Genomic DNA, 16,636 nt, shown 5'->3' with positions numbered 1-16,636 from the left:
AGCACGCCAAGTACTACAAGGGGGAAACGATGCCCGTAACCACGGCATCAGACGACGACGGCACAGCGATAGCGATCGTAGGCCTCGGGGGGCTGTACCCGGGGGCCGCCACCATCGAACGGTTCTGGGACAACATCGTCCACGGTGTGGACAGTCTGCGCGAGGTCCCGGACACGCACTGGTCCGTCGCCGACCACTACGACCCGGACCCGGCCGCACCGGACAAGACGTACTGCACTCGCGGCGGCTTCCTGCCCGAAGTCCCCTTCGACCCGCTGGAGTTCGGGCTGCCGCCCAAGACGCTGGAGTACACCGACGTCCTGCAGCTGCTCAGCCTCCTCGTGGCCAGGGACACCCTCGCCGACGCCGGCTGTACGGACGCCGAGTGGCACGACCGGTCCCGGACCGGCGTCGTCCTGGGCGTGACCGGCTCCAACTCGATCATCCAGCCGCTGTCCACGAGGCTGCAGACACCGGTGCTCAAGAAGGCCGTCCGCAGCTGCGGACTCACCGAGCGCGACGCCGAGGAGATCGCGGACAGGTTCGCCAAGGCCTTCGTGCCGTGGGAGGAGAACGCCTTCCCCGGTCTGCTCGGCAACGTCGTCGCCGGCCGCATCGCCAACCGCTTCGACCTCGGCGGCATCAACTGCACGGTCGACGCGGCCTGCGCCAGCTCGCTGGCCGCGGTGCGGATGGCCGTCGACGAGCTGCTGTCCGGCCGCGCCGACCTGATGCTGACGGGCGGCTGCGACGCGGACAACAGCATCCTGATGTATCTGTGCTTCTCCAAGACCCCCGCCCTGTCCAGGAGCGGCCGCATCAGGCCCTTCGACGAGGACGGCGACGGCACCCTGATCGGCGAGGGCATCGGCATGCTCGCCCTGAAGCGGCTGGCCGACGCCGAACGGGACGGCAACCGCGTCTACGCGGTGCTCCGCGGGCTCGGCGCCTCCAGCGACGGCCGGCACAAGAGCATCTACGCCCCGCGCGGGGAAGGCCAGATGACCGCGCTGGAACGGGCCTACGCCGACGCCGGCTTCGGGCCCGCGCAGATCGGCCTGCTGGAGGCGCACGGCACGGGCACCCCGGTCGGCGACCTGACCGAGCTGACTGCGCTGCGCGGCGTCTACGAGCGGGCCGCGGCCGGCCGGCACAGCGTCGCGATCGGCAGCGTGAAATCGCAGATCGGCCACACCAAGGGCGCTGCGGGCGCGGCCGGGCTCATCAAACTGGCCCTGAGCCTGCACCACAAGGTGCTGCCACCGACGATCAACGTGAGCCGCCCCAGGGCCGCCCTCGGCTTCGACGACGGCCCCTTCTACGTCAACACCGAGTGCCGGCCCTGGATCGCCGAGCCCAGGCGCCCGCTGCGCCGGGCGGCGGTGTCCTCCTTCGGGTTCGGCGGCACCAACTTCCACTGCGTCCTGGAGGAGCACTCCCGGGCCGCCGGCGCACCGGCCGCCCGGCACGCCACGGCACAGGTGTACCTCTGGCACGCCGGCACTCCCGCGGAGCTCGTCGCGGCCATGACGGGGCCGCCGTGCCAGGACGCCGCCGAACCGGACCGCGCCAGGCTCGCGATCGTCGCCCGCGGCGCCGGGGAGCTGGCCCGGCTGCGCACCGACGCCCTCGCCCGGCTGCGCGCCGACCTCGCGGCGGAGGTCTTCGAGCTGGACGACCGGGTCTTCTACCGCCGCCGGGGCGGGCCGCCCGGGAAGACCGCCGCACTCTTTGCCGGCCAGGGAAGCCAGTACGTGGGCATGGGCGCCCGGACCGCCCTGGCCGTGCCCCAGGTGCGTGCCGCCTTCGACGAGGCGGCGGCCGCCCTGGGCGAGGCAGAACCGCTGGGGCCGGTGGTCTTCCCGCCGCCCGCTTTCGACGCGGCAGGCCGGACCGCACAGGAGAACGCGCTGCGCCGGACGGACTACGCGCAACCGGCGATCGGAGCCCTGTCCGTGGGCCAGTACCGCTACCTGGCGGAGCTCGGATTCGTCGCGGACGCCGCACTGGGCCACAGCTTCGGGGAGCTGACGGCGCTGTGGGCGGCGGGAAGCCTGACCGGCGAGGACTTCCACCGGCTGGCCGCCGCCCGGGGCAGGGCCATGGCCCGCCGTCCCGCCGAGCTGCCCGACCCCGGCACGATGGCCGTGGTGCACGCCGGCGCGGCACGCGTGGCGGAGCTGCTCGCAGGCCACCAGGAGGTCGTGGTGTGCGGCCTGAACGCGCCCGCCCAGGTGGCCGTCGGGGGTGGCACCGAGGCCGTGGGGGAGTTCCTCGCGCACTGCGCCGCCGAAGGCGTGCCGGCCCAAGGCCTGCCGGTGGCCGCCGCGTTCCACACCCGCCACGTGGCGCACGCCGCCGGGGAGTTCGCCGACGCGCTCTCCCGGACGGACCTCCGGCCACCCCGCCTCCCCGTGCACGCCAACACCGAAGGGGCGCAGTACGGCGCCGACCCGGAGGCCAACCGCAAGGTCCTCGCCGGGCAGCTGACGCACCCGGTGCACTTCGCGCCCCGTCTGGAGCAGCTCTACGCCGAGGGCTTCCGGGTCTTCGTGGAGTTCGGCCCGAAGCCGGTGCTGGCCGGCCTGGCGCGGCAGACCCTCGCCGACCGGCCCGATGTGACCGTGCTGCACGCCGACCCCGGCCCCGGCCGGGACGGCGACGTGGCGCTCAAGCAGCTCGTGGCCCGCCTCGCCGTCATCGGGGCGCCGCTCAAGGACTTCACCCCGGCCGCACCCACCGCCACCACCGCCGCCGACGACGCGGCAAGGAAAGGAATGACGATTCCGTTGAGCGGTACCAACCACGTCCCGGCCGAGCGCCGACGTGCATACCAGGACGCACTCGACAACGGCTACACCGTCCGTCCCGCGCCGGACCCGGCGGCGGAGGCATCCGGCGGCACCGGCCACCTCGCGTTGCACCGGGACTTCCTCGCCGGGCAGTTCCGGATCGCCGAGCGGATCAGCGAGGCGCTCCGCGAGGAGATGCACCACGGCGTCCGCGACTCGGTGCTCGCCGCCCTCGCCACCCTGGCCGAGCACAGCGTCGCCATCTGCCGCAGCCACGAGGAGGCGCTGCGCAGCCTGGCCCACCTGGAGCCGGGCCCACCCGCGCCCACGCCCCTCCCGGCACAGCTGCCCGAAGCCGAAGCCGAAGCCGAAGCCGGATCCGGGCCGGACGCCGTCGCAGCGGCCTTGCCGCCCGTACGCCCGCGCCCGCTCCTCGCCGCCGTGACGAGCGCACCGCCGGTGCCGCCGGAAGCGGCGCAACCACCGCCCCCGTACGCCCCCGCCCCACCGCCCGCCGCCGCGCCGGAACCGGGCGGGCCGGACGGCGTGGCGGTGCGTGAGCAGCTGCTGGACATCGTGTCGGCGAAGACCGGCTACCCGGCCGAGATGCTCGACGGCGGCATGGAGATCGAGGCCGATCTGGGCATCGACTCCATCAAGCGGGTCGAGATCATGGGCACGTTGCGCGAGCGGTTCCCCGCCACCGCGGTCGTCGGCGCCGAGACGCTGGCCGAACTGCGCTCCCTCGACGACATCGTGGAGTTCGTCACCGGCGCGCAGGAGGGGGGTGGCCACCCAAAAGCTGAGCGCGGGCCCGGCGTGGCGCGGCACCACGCGCGGCCGGTCCCGCTGACCGCCCCGGACCGGCTCGAGGGGGCCTACCGTGACAAGCCGGTGGCGCTGCTTGCGGGCGGCGCCCAGGAGCCGGCCCGGACGCTCGGCGAGCGACTGACCGCCGCAGGCTGGACCGTGCACCGCGGCGACGACGTGCCTGCGGGCGTGGACCGGCTGGACCTCGTGCTGTACGCGCCGCAGAGGCCCGACGGCCTCGGCGCGGCGAGCGCGCTGCTGCGCGAGGCCCTGCTGCTCTGTGGGCGCGCCCAGCCGCTGCTGGAGGCGGCCGCCCGGCACGGCAGGGCCGCCTTCGTCACCGTCGTCGCGGCATCCGCCGAACCGGCGGCCGCCGCCCTCGGCGGGCTCGCCGGCCTGGTGAGGACCCTGGCGATCGAGGCACCCACCCTGTTCTGCCGCGCGGTCGAGCTGGACGCCGCCCTCGACGCGCCCACCGCTGCCGCACTGGTTCTGGCCGAGCTGCACGACCCGCGCGAGGGCCTCGGCCAGGTCCGCTACGACGCCGCCGCCGGCCGGCACCGGACCGTTCTGACCGGCCGCGGCCCCGGCCCGGCGGCCGGTATCCCCGAACCCGGCCCCGGCGACCTGCTGGTGGTGACCGGCGGCGGCAGGGGAGTGACCGCCGCATGCGCCGTCGCGCTGGCCCGGCGGCACCGCGCGGGCCTGCTCCTGCTCGGCCGTACCCGGCTGACGGCCGAGCACGACTGGGCCGCGGACGTACCGGCCGGGCGGCTGCGCGCGGCGGTCGCCCACCGGGCCCGCGAGGCCGGTGCCACTGTCCTGCCGCGCGACGTCGAGCGCGTCCACCGCGACATCCTCGCCCAGCGCGAGGTCGGCGCCACCTTGCTGGCGGCCCGTCAGGCCGACGCCGAGGTGGCCTATCTGCCGGTCGATGTCACCGACGCCGAAGCGGTCGCCACGGCCCTGCGGCCCCACCGCGAGCACATCACCGGCGTGGTGCACGGCGCCGGCGTCCTCGCCGACCAGCTGATCACCGACAAGCGCGCCGAGGACATCGACCGGGTCCTCGGCCCCAAACTCCTGGGCCTGGAGGCCGTCCTGGCCGCCGTCGACACCGGCCGGCTCCGGCACCTCGTGCTCTTCTCCTCGGTGGCCGGCTTCTTCGGCAACCGGGGCCAGGCCGACTACGCGATGGCCAACGAGGCGCTCAACCACCTGGCCGTCGCCCTGAAGGACGCGCACCCCGCGGCCCGGGTCACCGCGCTGAACTGGGGCGCGTGGGAAGGGGGCATGGTCACTCCCGAGCTGGCCCGGCTGTTCACCGAACGCGGCATCCCGCTGATCCCCCTCGGCACCGGAGCCGAGCTGTTCGTCGAACAGTTCGACCGGCGGCGAGGTGAGGACACCGTGTGCGTGATCGGCCCGGACACGCCCCTGTCGGCACCGCCCGCCCGGCGGGAGTTGCCCGGTGGCGGCGTGAGCGTCCGGCGCGACGCGGCCTCGCTGCTCACCGGCCCCGTCCTCGCCGACCACCGCGTCGACGGCACCCCGGTCCTGCCCCTGACCGCCCTCCTCGGGGCCGTGCTCGACGTGGCCGGGCAGATCCTGCCGACCACGCCGGTGACGGCGGTGCGCGACATCACCGTGTTCAAGGGCGTCGTGGACGACCGCGACCGGCCCGCCGCACTGGTCTTCGCGTTCACCCCGCACCCGCAGGGCGGGGTACGGGTCACGGTCCGCGACGAGAAGGCGCGGCCCCGCTACGGCGCCGTACTGGACACCGGGGACCCGGCCGCGCCCCCGCCGCGCCAAAGGGCGGTCCCCGCCTTCGACGGCGGCGAAGCGATCGACCCGTACGCCGACGGCGCCCTGTTCCACGGGCCCGCACTGCGCGGCATCCGCCGGCTGCTCGCCGATGACGGCCAGGACATGACCTTCCTGTGCGAACTGGCCGACAGCCGCCTGGGCGACGGGAACTGCGCGACGCCCCGGCACAGCCCCGTGCTCAGCGACCAGCTGCTCCAGGCACCCCTGGTGTGGCTGCACCGGCGCAAGGGCGTCAGGGCGCTGCCGAGCCGGATCGGCCGGTTCACAGCACACCGGCCGCTGCCGTCCGGGGCCCCGTTCGCCGTGTCCGTCGAGGACGTCCGGCCCACCGCCGCCGGCGCCCGCTGCTCGGTGGTCGCCACCGACGCCCGTGGAGAGGTCCTGGCCGAGCTGCACGACGTCGAACTCGTCGAGCGCCCCGCACCCGTGGTGTGGGGCCGCGAAGACCTGCTGGAGCTGGCCACCGGCAGCGTCGCCAAGGTCTACGGGCCGGCCTTCGCCGAAGCCGACGCGCTCCCGCGACGGCTTCGGCTGCCCGGGCCGCCGTACCTGGTCCTGTCCCGGGTCACCGCGCTGCGGGCCACCACCGGTGTCCTCGAACCGTCAGGCATCACCGTCGAGTACGACGTCCCTGACGACGCCTTCGCCGTCGACGGCCGGGCCGCCCTGTGCACGACCCTGGAGGCCGCGCAGGCCAGCGTGGTGCTCATCGGCTACATGGGCGTCGACCTGCAGGACAAGGGCCGGCGCAGGTACCGGCTGCTGGGCGGCAGCACCGTCTTCCACGGGGACCTGCCCCGGGCCGGCGAGACCGTCCGCTACGAGCTGGAGATCAGCAGGCTGGTCCGGCAGGACGACAAGCTGCTGTTCTTCTTCGACTGCCGGGGCTACCGCGGGACGGCCCTGTTCCTGGAGATGCTGGACAACTGCGCCGGCTTCTTCACCGACGCCGAACTCGCCGACCCCCTCGGCATCGTGCCGACCCGGCTCGACGAGCGGCGCCGGCAGGAGATGACCCGCGCCGTGTTCACCCCCCTGGCCCGCACCGGGCGCACCGAGCTGACCCGCGCCGACCTCGAACTCCTCGCCGCGGGCGACCCGGCGGCGGTGTTCGGCCCCGCCTGGGACCGGACGGCCGACGCGCTCAACCCGTCCGTGCGCCTGCCCGCCGGGCAGGCCCTGATGCTGGACGCGGTGACCGGGATCGACCGCACCGGCGGCCCGCGGGCACTGGGCCGGCTGACCGCCACCCGCCGCGTCACACCCGACGACTGGTACTTCCGCTGCCACTTCCCGGACGACCCGGTCATGCCCGGCACGCTGATGCTGGAGGGAGCCGCACAGCTGCTCCAGGTGTACGCCCTCTCCCTGGGCCTGCACCTGGTCTTCCCCGACGCCGAGTTCCAGCCCGCGCCCGGGCAGCGCACCCACTGCACGCTGCGCGGCCAGGTGGGACCGGGGACGAGCGAGCTGCGCTACGTCGCGGACGTCACCGGCATCACGATGCTGCCCCGGCCCACCGTCGTCGCCGACGTCATGGTGCACGACGGCGACAAGCCGATCCTGAGCCTGCGCGACCTCGCCGTGCAGGTACGGGAGAAGCCCGGCACACCCTGCCGGATCGAGAAGGGCGGGCGCCCCGCCCGCCTCCTGGGCCGGCGCAACGCGGCGGGCGAGCCGGCGCTGGCCAACGAGCTGCACCTGGCCCATCTGGCCCAGGGCGACCTGAGCCTGGCGATGGGCCCGGAGTTCGCCGTCTACCGGGGCCGTCAGGCCCCGCGCATTCCCAACGGGGACTTCCGGTTCGTCGACCGCATCATGGAGTTCACCGGCGAGCGGGGACAGCTCAGCGGCGCCCGCATGATCACCGAGTACGACTCGCCGCCGGACGCCTGGTACTACGAGGACCCCGCGCAGCCCGGCATGCCGTACTGCGTGCTGCAGGAGAGCTCCCTTCAGTCGGCCGTCCTGACCGGCTACTACCTCGGCGCGAGCCTGCTGACGCCGGACGAGGACCTCGTCATCCGCAACCTCGACGGAACGGCAGTGCTGCTGCGCGAGGCCGATCTGCGCGGCCGCACCATCCGCCAGGAGTCCGAGCTGCTGTCCACCCGCCAGATCCCCGGCGCGACGCTGCAGACCTTCCGTTACCGGCTCTCCGCCGACGGCGAGGACTTCTACCGCGGCGAGTCGCTGTTCGGGTACTTCAACGCCGGGACACTCGCCAAACAGGCAGGCCTGGACGGCGGGAAGCGGGTGCCGCCGTGGCAGGCCGGACCCGGCGCCGCCGTCGAACGGGCGGCGGCCGCCGGGACCGCCGGTGACCGCCTCCGGCTGGTGGACCACGTGGACATCGTGCGCGACGGCGGCCGCCACGGGCTCGGCCACGTACGGGCGCACCGCCCGATCGACGCCGGCGACTGGTACTTCCCGTGCCACTTCCACGGCGACCCGGTGATGCCCGGCTCCCTCGGGGTGGAGGCCGCGCTGCGGGCCCTGCGGGAGTTCGCGGCACGCACCGGGGCCGCGGCCGGGCCGGGGCCCGTGACGTTCACGCTGCCCGTCGGCGTGCCCATGACCTGGCGCTACCGGGGGCAGATCCTGCCCCACGACCGCGAACTGGTGCTGGACCTGCACATCAAGGAGATCCGCGACGCCTCGCTCGTCATCGCGGACGGCAGCGTGTGGAACGGAGCGCTGCGCATCTACGAGTTCACCGACCTCGCCGTCGCCACGCACCTGGGGGAGCGATGAAGACCCGCGAACGTGACCGGACCCGCCCCGGGCCCCTCGCCACCGATCCGGACCGGATACGGCTGCTGCTCGCCCGGCTGGACCGGGCCGTGCATGTGATCGCCGCGCCGGCCGGCCCCGCCGTCAGCCTGGACCCCGTGCCCGGCCGGCGGGTCCTCGCCACCCTCGGGCCGCTGCCGCCCCGGGCCCTCGGTTCACCGGACTTCCGGGCCGCGCACGGGACGGACACCGCCTACATGGCGGGCGGAATGGCGGGGGCGATCTCCTCCGTCGGCCTGGTCGCCGCCGCGGCCCGGGCCGGCTTCCTCGCCGTCTTCGGCGCGGGCGGGCTCACCCCGGACGCCGTGCGAAGCGCCTTGGTGCGGCTCGGCACCCGCCTTCCCGCCCGGCCCTACGCGGTCAGCCTGCTCCACACCCCCACCGAGCAGGCGCTGGAACGCTCGGTCGTGGAGCTGTTCCTGAACCACGGGGTGCGCTGCGTGGAGGCCTCGGCCTACCTCGACCTGACCCCGCACCTGGTGCGCTACCGGGTCGCCGGGCTGCGCCGGGGCCCCGACGGCCGCGCGTACGCCGGTAACCGGGTGATCGCCAAGGCGTCCCGGCCCGAGGTGTGCGGGCGCTTCCTCCTGCCGCCGCCCGAGGACCTGGTCGCCGGCCTCCTCGCGCAGGGGCTGATCACCGCCGAACAGGCCGGACTGGCACGGGAGATGCCCATGGCGGACGACCTCACGGTGGAGGCGGACTCGGCCGGCCACACCGACCGGCGGCCCCTGTCGGCACTGCTGCCCGTGGTGGCCCGGCAGCGGGACGAACTGCACCGCCGCCACCCGAACCTGCCGCTCGTGCGGCTCGGCGCCGCCGGCGGCATCGGCACACCGCGGGCCGTGGCCGCGGCCCTCGCGCTCGGCGCCGACTACGTGGTGACCGGCTCGGTCAACCAGGCCTGCGTCGAGGCCGGTACCGCGGAGCGGACCAGGCGGCTGCTGGCGACCGCGGGGGTCAGTGATTTCGATATGGCCCCCTCCGGTTACCAGTTCGAACTCGGGGCGCAGGTGCAGGTCCTGCGCAGGGGCACGATGTTCCCGCAGCGCGCCCGCCGGCTGCGCCGGATGTACGAGAGCTGCGGCGGGCTGGAGGAGCTCACCGCGGACGACCGCGCCTGGCTGGAGGGCCAGATCTTCCGCCGGCCGCTCGAAGAGGTCTGGGCGGAGGTCGTCGGCTTCTTCGCCGCCCGGGACCCCGGCGTGGTCGAACGGGCCGCCGCCGACCCGAAGCGGCGCATGGCGCTCACCTTCCGCTGGTACCTCGGGCTGTCCTCGAAGTGGGCGGTGACCGGCGACCCCGAGCGCGCCGCCGACTACCAGATATGGGCCGGGCCGGCGCTCGGCGGCTTCAACGACTGGGTCCGCGACACCTACCTCGCCGAGCCCGGGAACCGGCGGATCGCCGACGTCGCCCACCACCTGCTGTACGGGGCGGCCTTCCACACCCGGGCCGCGGCGCTGCAGCACGCCGGGGTCCGCCTGCCCGCCGGATGCCTGGACTACGTGCCGGCGCCGCTGTCCTGACGAGGGTGGCCCACCGGGGGCCATTCGCCTCCGGTGGGCGATCTTCCTGACGTGTTCACACTGGTTCCCTATCGCACCGGTTGCCCATTTCCTTCCTGCCGGGCCGCCGTCTCGGTTAGCCTCGGTGGGGTGCTGTGGGGGAGGAAGACCGAGTGCGAACGGCTGACCCGTCTGCTCGACGAGGCCCGCCGGCTGCGCAGCGGAGTGCTGGTGCTGGGCGGCGAACCGGGGGTCGGCAAGACCGCGTTGGTGGACTACGCCGTCAGCGCCGCGGCCGGGCTGCAAGTGCGTCAGGTCAAGGCACCGGAGACCGAGCAGGGCCTGCCCTTCGCGGGGCTCTCCGCGCTGCTGCGCCCATGGGAGAGCGGCATCGGCCGGTTGCCGCCGGTACAGGCCGCCGCTCTCAGAGGCGCGCTGGCGCTGGGCCCGGCGGTGGGCGGCGACCGCTTCGCCGTCGCCGCCGCCACCCTCGGCCTGCTGACCGCGGCGGCCGAGCGACAGCCGATGCTGCTGGCGCTCGACGACTTCCACTGGATGGACGAGGCGTCGGCGGAGGCGGTGCTCTTCGCCGCCCGCAGGCTCGACCGCGAGGGCATCGCCGTCATCATCGGCACGCGCGTGCCGCCCCCGCGGTGGGAGACACTCGAACTCACCGGGCTCGACGCGGCCGCCGCCACCGAACTCCTCACGGCCCACCGGGGCACCGTCGCCACCGAGGTCGCCGACCGGCTGGTCCGTGACACCGGCGGCAATCCGCTGGCCCTCATCGAGCTCGCCCGCCTGCTCCGGCCCGAGCACCTGACCGGCCGGGCCGCGCTGCCGCTGCCGCTGCCGGTCGGCAGGGCCACGACGGCGCTGTTCGCCCCCCGGCTGTCCGCCGTCGCCGCCGACCGGCGCACCGCGCTGCTGCTCGCGGCCCTGACCGACACCGACGTGGGCACCGTCACCGACGCGGCCCGCGAGCTGGGCCTGCCCGCCGACGCGGTGAGCGACCTGGACGACGACGGCCTGGTGACGGTCGCGTCGCGCCGGATCGTGTTCGCCCACCCGCTGATCCGTTCCGCCGTCGTCGAGGTGTCCACCCCGGCGCAGCTGCGTACCGCCCACCGCGCCCTGGCCCGGGCCCTGACCGGCCCCGAGCACACCGACCGCAGGGCCTGGCACCTGTCCGCGTCGGTGGTCGGCCGGGACGAGGAGGTCGCGGCCGAACTGGAGCGGATGGCCGACCGCATGCGCGACAAGCGCGCCTACCAGGTCGCATCGGCGAGCTACGAACGCGCCGCCGAACTCGCCGCCGAGCGGGGCCGCTACGCCCGCTGCCGCTTCCAGGCGGCGGCCGCCGCCTGGTTCGCCGGACAGTTCCACCGCGCCCACGACCTCGTGGCCGAGGCGACGGCCGACGAGCTGGACGGCGTCTGGGCCGCGGAGGCGCAGTACGTCCTCGGCGGCATCGAGCTCTTCCTCGGGCACCCGGGGCGTGCCCTGCGCCGCCTCGCGGACTCGGCGGCACGCCACCGCACCGGCGCGGTGGAGGTGGCGGTGCGGCGCCAGCTCGACGCCGTGCTCGCCGCCTACGTCGGCAACGACTTCGACGCGGCCGCCGAACTCGCCATCGCCGCAGTCGGCTGGGGCTCCGCCGACAGGGCGCTGACCGGTCTGGCCCAGCTGCTGGCAGGTGTGAGCGTCCTGGCCGGCGGCGACCCGGCCCTGGGCGCGCGGCTGATCGGTGAGGCGGTCGGCACCCCGGAGCTGATGCGCGGGCAGGGCCTGGGCGGCCAGCACGCCGTGCACGCCGCCCACGAACTCGTACGCGCCGGATTCCCGACGGCCGCCAAACGGATCCTCGACCCGCTGGTGGACGGACTGCGTGCGGACGCCGAACTGGGCCTGCTGCCCTACGCCCTGCACATCGCCGCGGTCGCGGAGGTGCGCTCGGGGCAGCTGGACGCCGCGTACGCCGCGGCCACCGAGTCGGCCCGGCTGGGCCGGGAGACCGGCAATCCGCTGTGGCACTACCGCGGTACGGCGGTCCTGGCGTACGTGCGGGCCGCCCGGGGCGAGGAGGCCGACTGCCGGCACAGTGCCGCCGAGGCCCGGCAGCTGGGCGAGCAACTGGGCACCACCTCCGCCCGGTACATCGACGAGGCCCTCGCGGAGCTGGAGTTCGCCCTCGGCCACACGGCCGCCGCCCTCGCCCACACAGCGGACGTCGGCTACTTCGGCAAGTGCTCCGCCGCCCTGCTGCTGACCTGGCCGGGAGCGATGGACGTCGCCGAAGCGCACGCCCGCGGCGGGCACCGCCTGCCGCACCGCCTGGCCGGGGCGCTGGAGCGGACCCTCGCCGGGGACATCGCGGCCGGACTGCCGGGCCAGGCCGCAGGGCTGGCCCGGCTGCGGGCCCTGACGACGGCCGACCCCGACGAGGCCGGGGAGCTGTTCGCCCGCGCGGTGAACGGCTACACGGACGTCGGCCTCCGGCTGGAGGCGGCCCGCACCCAGCTGTCATGGGGGCAGCGGCTGCGCCGGCAGGGCAGCCTCTCCGCGGCCCGCGCCCGGCTGCGCGCGGCGCACGCGAGCCTGGACGCCATGGGCGCCCGGCTGTGGTCCGCGCGGGCACTGGCCGAATTGCGCGCCACCGGTGTCAAGCACCTGCCCCCGGCGGCGCGGTCGGCGCAGCCGCTCACCCCGCAGGAGATGCAGGTCGCGCTGGCCGTCTCCAGCGGAGCCACCAACAGGGAGGCGGCGGCCGCCCTGTTCCTGAGCACCAAGACGGTGGAGATGCACCTGACCCACGTCTACCGCAAACTGGGCCTGCGCTCGCGCACCGAACTCGCGCGCCGCTTCGCCGACGAGCGCGACTGACGGCACCGCACCCGGGCCTGCGCGACGGCGGTCCGGCGGAAAGGACCGCGATCTCCTCGGCGATGTGTCCCAGCGGGTCGCCGCCGAACGAGGACTTGGCGTCGTCGGCGTTGGCGGTGCTCCGCTCGTCGTTACGAACGTTCATTCGTTTGCCTCGACAGGGCCATCCAGTAGGGATTCCGCGACCGCCGCGCCGTGAATAGTGCTAAATGCTGGCAATCCGACCCGTATTCCTATTCTATGAGTGCCCGCGGCCCCGGCCCGACCCTGCGAAGGACGCCCATGTGATGCTCCTCCATCAGCCCCGCCGAAGGTTCTGGGCGAGAGCGGCCTACGGAACGTCCCGCCGCGCCGTCGCTTCGCTCCTCCTGCTGTGCCTGGTGGCCCTGGCCGCCGCCGTGGGCGGGTACGGGGTGGGCGAGCGGCTGGCTCCCGGCGGCTGGACCCCCGCCGACGCGCAGTCCACCCGCGCCGACGCCTTCCTGGCGGCCCGCTTCGGCGCCGGGCAGCCGCATCTGCTGCTGCTCGCCACGGCGCGGGAGCCGGTCGACTCCCCCCGCGCGGTGCGCGCCGGTAAGGACCTGACCAGCCGGCTCGCCGCCGATCCGCACGCCGCCTGGGTCCACGGCTACTGGCCGCAACGGACGCCGGAACTGCGCAGCCGCGACCGGCACAGCGCCCTGATCGCCGTGCGCTTCACCGGCAGCGAGCGGGACGTCCTGGCCGCCGGCAAGGCCGTCGCCGCGCGCGAGGCCGGGCGGAGCGGCCCGCTGAAGGTGTCGGTCGCCGGCGAGGCCGCCCTGTTCTCGGAGATGGAACGCCTGAGCACCGACGGCGCGATGATCGCCGAGATCGTCGTCGCCCCGCTGGTCCTGCTGATCCTGCTGTGGGTCTTCGGCAGTCTCGTGGCCGCGCTCCTGCCCGTGGCGGTGGGCGCCTTCGCCGTCGTCACCACCACCGCACTGCTGCGACTGCTCAGCGAGACGATGACGGTCTCGGTCTTCGTGCTGAACATCGCCACGGCGCTCGGCTTCGGACTCGCCGTCGACTACTGCCTGCTGATGGTCAGCCGTTACCGCGAGGAACTCGCCGGCGGCGCGCCGCCCGTCAAGGCGGTCGAGCGCACGGTGCGCACCGCCGGGCGGGCCGTGGCGTTCTCCGCGACGACCATCGCGGCGGTGCTGGGCACACTGATGGTCTTCCCCCTGACACTGACCCGCTCCCTGGCCCTCGGCGGAGCGGCCGTCGCCGTGTGCTCGGCCGCGGGGGCGCTGCTGGTCCTGCCTGCCCTGCTGATGCTGCTGGGCGGCCGCGTCAACTCCTTTGACCTCTTCGCCCGCTGGCGCGCCGGCGCGGCCCGGCCGGTGGCCGAGGGCCGCTGGTACCGCCTGGCGGTGTGGGTGACGCGGCGGCCCGTGCTCGTCACCCTCGGCACCCTGCTGCTGCTCGGCCTGCTGGCCGCACCGGGAGCCGGCGCACGGTTCGGCATGTACGACGACCGCATCCTGCCGGCCTCCTCGCCGGTGGCCCAGGCCTCGCAGCGCCTGCGCACCGACTTCGCCGTGGAGAGCGGCAGCGCGGCCACTGTCGTCCTGCCCGACGTCCACGTCGCGCCCCCGCCACCCGCCGTGGTGCCCGCCGCACTGCGCGGCCCCAATCCGCTGCCCGTGGCGGCCTCCGGCGTGCACACCTACGCCGAGCGCCTGTCGAGGCTGCCGGGCGTGCGGCAGGTGCGGACGGCCACGGGCGTCTACCGCGACGGACGGCGCACCGCCGCCGCCGGTCCCTGGGCGGCCGGTTTCACCGGGCCGGCCGGGACCTGGCTGAGCGTCACCCCCACCACGGACTCCCCGCTGTCCCCGGACGGCCGCCTGCTGACGGAGCGCCTGCGTGAGGAGCCCGCCCCCGCCGCGGCCCTGGTCGGCGGCCCGGGTGCCCGGCTGACCGACACGGAGAAGGCCCTCAGCGACCGGCTGCCCCTGGCCATGCTGCTCACCGTGGTCGCCACGCTCGCCCTGATGTTCGCGTACACCCGCAGCCTGCTGGTGCCCGTCAAGGCCGTCCTGCTCAACGCGCTGAGCCTGGCGGCGACGTTCGGAATCATCGTCGCCGTCTTCCAGCAAGGCCGCCTGGAGGCGCTGCTCGGGCCCATGAACGGCCCCGCCACCACCGACGTGATCATCCCTGCCGTGATGTTCTGCACGGCCTTCGGCCTCTCCATGGACTACGAGGTCTTTCTCCTCTCCCGCATTCTCGAGGAGCACCGCCGGGGCACCCCCACCGCGCTCGCGGTCGCCGTCGGTCTGCAGCGCACCGGACGGCTGTTCACCTCCGCCGCGCTGGTCTTCGCCGTCGTCATGGCCTCCCTCGCCGTCTGTGACCTCATCCTTCTCCAGCTCATCGGCTTCGGCCTCGCGGTCGCCGTAGCCCTGGACTGCACCCTGGTGCGCGCCCTGCTCGTGCCCGCGATCATGTCGCTGGCCGGCCGCGCCAACTGGTGGCCCGCAGGGCGCCGTCAGCGCGCCTGAGCGGCCCTGAAACACCCCAAGGGGCTTTCGCCGTACAAATGTTTCTTTCCGCGTGCAACCGTAAAAGCACCCAGATCATCTGTAGGGGTGTGGTGGGGGTGCCGCCGGACGTACGAGCCGCAACGCCGTGACCCGCCGCGTCGCTCTGTCACTGCAAGAAAGGTCGACTCACGTGCACCTCGCGGGCCGTCGCTCCGTTTTGTTGGCACCAGCCCTCATGGGTTCCTTCGTCCTGACCGCCTGTTCGGGCGGCTCCGGGAGCTCCGACGCAGGGCCCGAAGCCCGGGTCACCGTCAGCCCGGCCGCCGGCAAGGAGGCCGCGCTCGGCTCGCCGATATCGGTGAAGGCCGACGAGGGGCGGCTCACCGAGGTCGAGGTCAAGGACGACAAGGGGCAGAAGGTCACCGGGCAGCTGGCCGGTGACGGTTCGTCCTGGACCTCCGACGGCAAGGTCGGGCCGAAGACCACCTACACCGTGCGCACCACGGCGAAGGGCGGCAAGGACGGCAAGGGCAGGAAGTCCTCCTCGACGTCCACCTTCACCACCCGGCCGGCGCCGAAGGTCAACAAGCTCACCAACACGCCCGGCAACGGACAGACCGTCGGCACCGGCATGCCGGTGTCGGTCCTCTTCGACCACGCGGTCGACGCGGGCAAGCGCGCCGAGATAGAGAAGGCCCTGAAGGTCACCACCCAGCCCAAGGTGGAGGGCGCCTGGGGATGGGTGAAGGACTGGTCGGGCCAGGACCGCATCGACTGGCGGCCCAAGGATCCGTGGCCCTCCGGGACCAAGGTCTCCGTCAACGGCAACCTGTCGGGGATCGACTCCGGCGAGGGCGGCTGGTTCGCGCGCAACTACGACTTCGGCTTCTCCATAGGCGCCGACCGCAAGGCCGTCATCGACGTCCCCGCCCACACCCTGACCATGTACGAGAACGGCAAGCCCGTCGGCGACATCAAGGGCTCCGCGGGCTCCCCGCAGGACCCCACCCGCGGCGGCATCCACACGGTGCGCAGCAAGAACGCGGACGAGGTCATGGACTCGGCCACCATCGGCTACGGCGACAAGTGGATGCTGCCCTCCAAGTGGGTCACCCACCTGACCGCCTCCGGCACCTTCCTGCACTCCGCACCCTGGAACGACTCGGTCGGCGTGGAGAACAACAGCCACGGCTGCTTCGGTATGACCACCGCCGACGCCAAGAAGATCTACGACTTCCTGCCCATCGGCGCCACCGTCGAGGTCAAGGGCACCACCAGCACCAAGCAGACCGACGTCGGCAACGGTCTTGAGGTCTGGCAGGAGACCTGGCAGCAGTGGCAGAAGCGCACCGCCGTCAAGTGACCGCCGCCGGCTCCTGCCGGCACCCGTCGCCGTGTCCGGCCGTCCGGGCACGGCGATCTCTTATGGATCTTCCGGACGCGATCCGGAGCTGCTGTGGCGTATGTCACCCAAGGTCAAAAGGGTGGTTACCCCGCGTAGGTGCGCCCC

The 16,636-nt window shown here is 74.2% G+C and carries 5 protein-coding genes; all 5 read left to right on the top strand.

Features of this window, described 5'->3' with window-relative positions:
- Positions 1-29: 29 nt before the first annotated feature.
- The 5 genes from AB0F13_RS17245 to AB0F13_RS17225 all read left to right on the top strand — a co-directional run bounded on the left by AB0F13_RS17245 (position 30) and on the right by AB0F13_RS17225 (position 16,489).
- Positions 30-8,186, top strand: coding sequence for a beta-ketoacyl synthase N-terminal-like domain-containing protein (locus AB0F13_RS17245; RefSeq protein WP_362082174.1), 8,157 nt, complete (start codon positions 30-32; stop codon positions 8,184-8,186).
- The gene (locus AB0F13_RS17240) at positions 8,183-9,754 is read left to right on the top strand and encodes a PfaD family polyunsaturated fatty acid/polyketide biosynthesis protein (protein WP_362082171.1); all 1,572 of its coding nucleotides are present in this window, start codon (positions 8,183-8,185) and stop codon (positions 9,752-9,754) included. The genes AB0F13_RS17245 and AB0F13_RS17240 overlap by 4 nt, the downstream gene beginning before the upstream one ends.
- Before the next feature lie 129 nt (positions 9,755-9,883).
- Positions 9,884-12,616, top strand: a complete 2,733-nt coding sequence (locus AB0F13_RS17235) for an AAA family ATPase (RefSeq protein WP_362082168.1) — start codon at positions 9,884-9,886, stop codon at positions 12,614-12,616.
- 287 nt (positions 12,617-12,903) lie between these two features.
- On the top strand, positions 12,904-15,144 hold the full coding sequence (locus AB0F13_RS17230; RefSeq protein WP_362082165.1) for an MMPL family transporter: 2,241 nt from the start codon (positions 12,904-12,906) through the stop codon (positions 15,142-15,144).
- Positions 15,145-15,361: 217 nt separating this feature from the next.
- Positions 15,362-16,489 (top strand): Ig-like domain-containing protein, encoded by a 1,128-nt coding sequence (locus AB0F13_RS17225; protein ID WP_362082162.1) that lies wholly within the window; start codon positions 15,362-15,364, stop codon positions 16,487-16,489.
- Positions 16,490-16,636: the final 147 nt, after the last annotated feature.

Source organism: Streptomyces sp. NPDC026206 (assembly GCF_040638465.1).
Classification (GTDB): Bacteria; Actinomycetota; Actinomycetes; order Streptomycetales; family Streptomycetaceae; genus Streptomyces.
This window is presented reverse-complemented; position numbering and strand designations above follow the sequence as displayed.

Coding starts and splice junctions, on each gene's coding strand:
- AB0F13_RS17225 (WP_362082162.1), top strand. CDS start 15,362: ATGGGTTCCTTCGTCCTGACCGCCTGTTCGGGCGGCTCCGGGAGCTCC.
- AB0F13_RS17245 (WP_362082174.1), top strand. CDS start 30: ATGCCCGTAACCACGGCATCAGACGACGACGGCACAGCGATAGCGATC.
- AB0F13_RS17240 (WP_362082171.1), top strand. CDS start 8,183: ATGAAGACCCGCGAACGTGACCGGACCCGCCCCGGGCCCCTCGCCACC.
- AB0F13_RS17230 (WP_362082165.1), top strand. CDS start 12,904: ATGCTCCTCCATCAGCCCCGCCGAAGGTTCTGGGCGAGAGCGGCCTAC.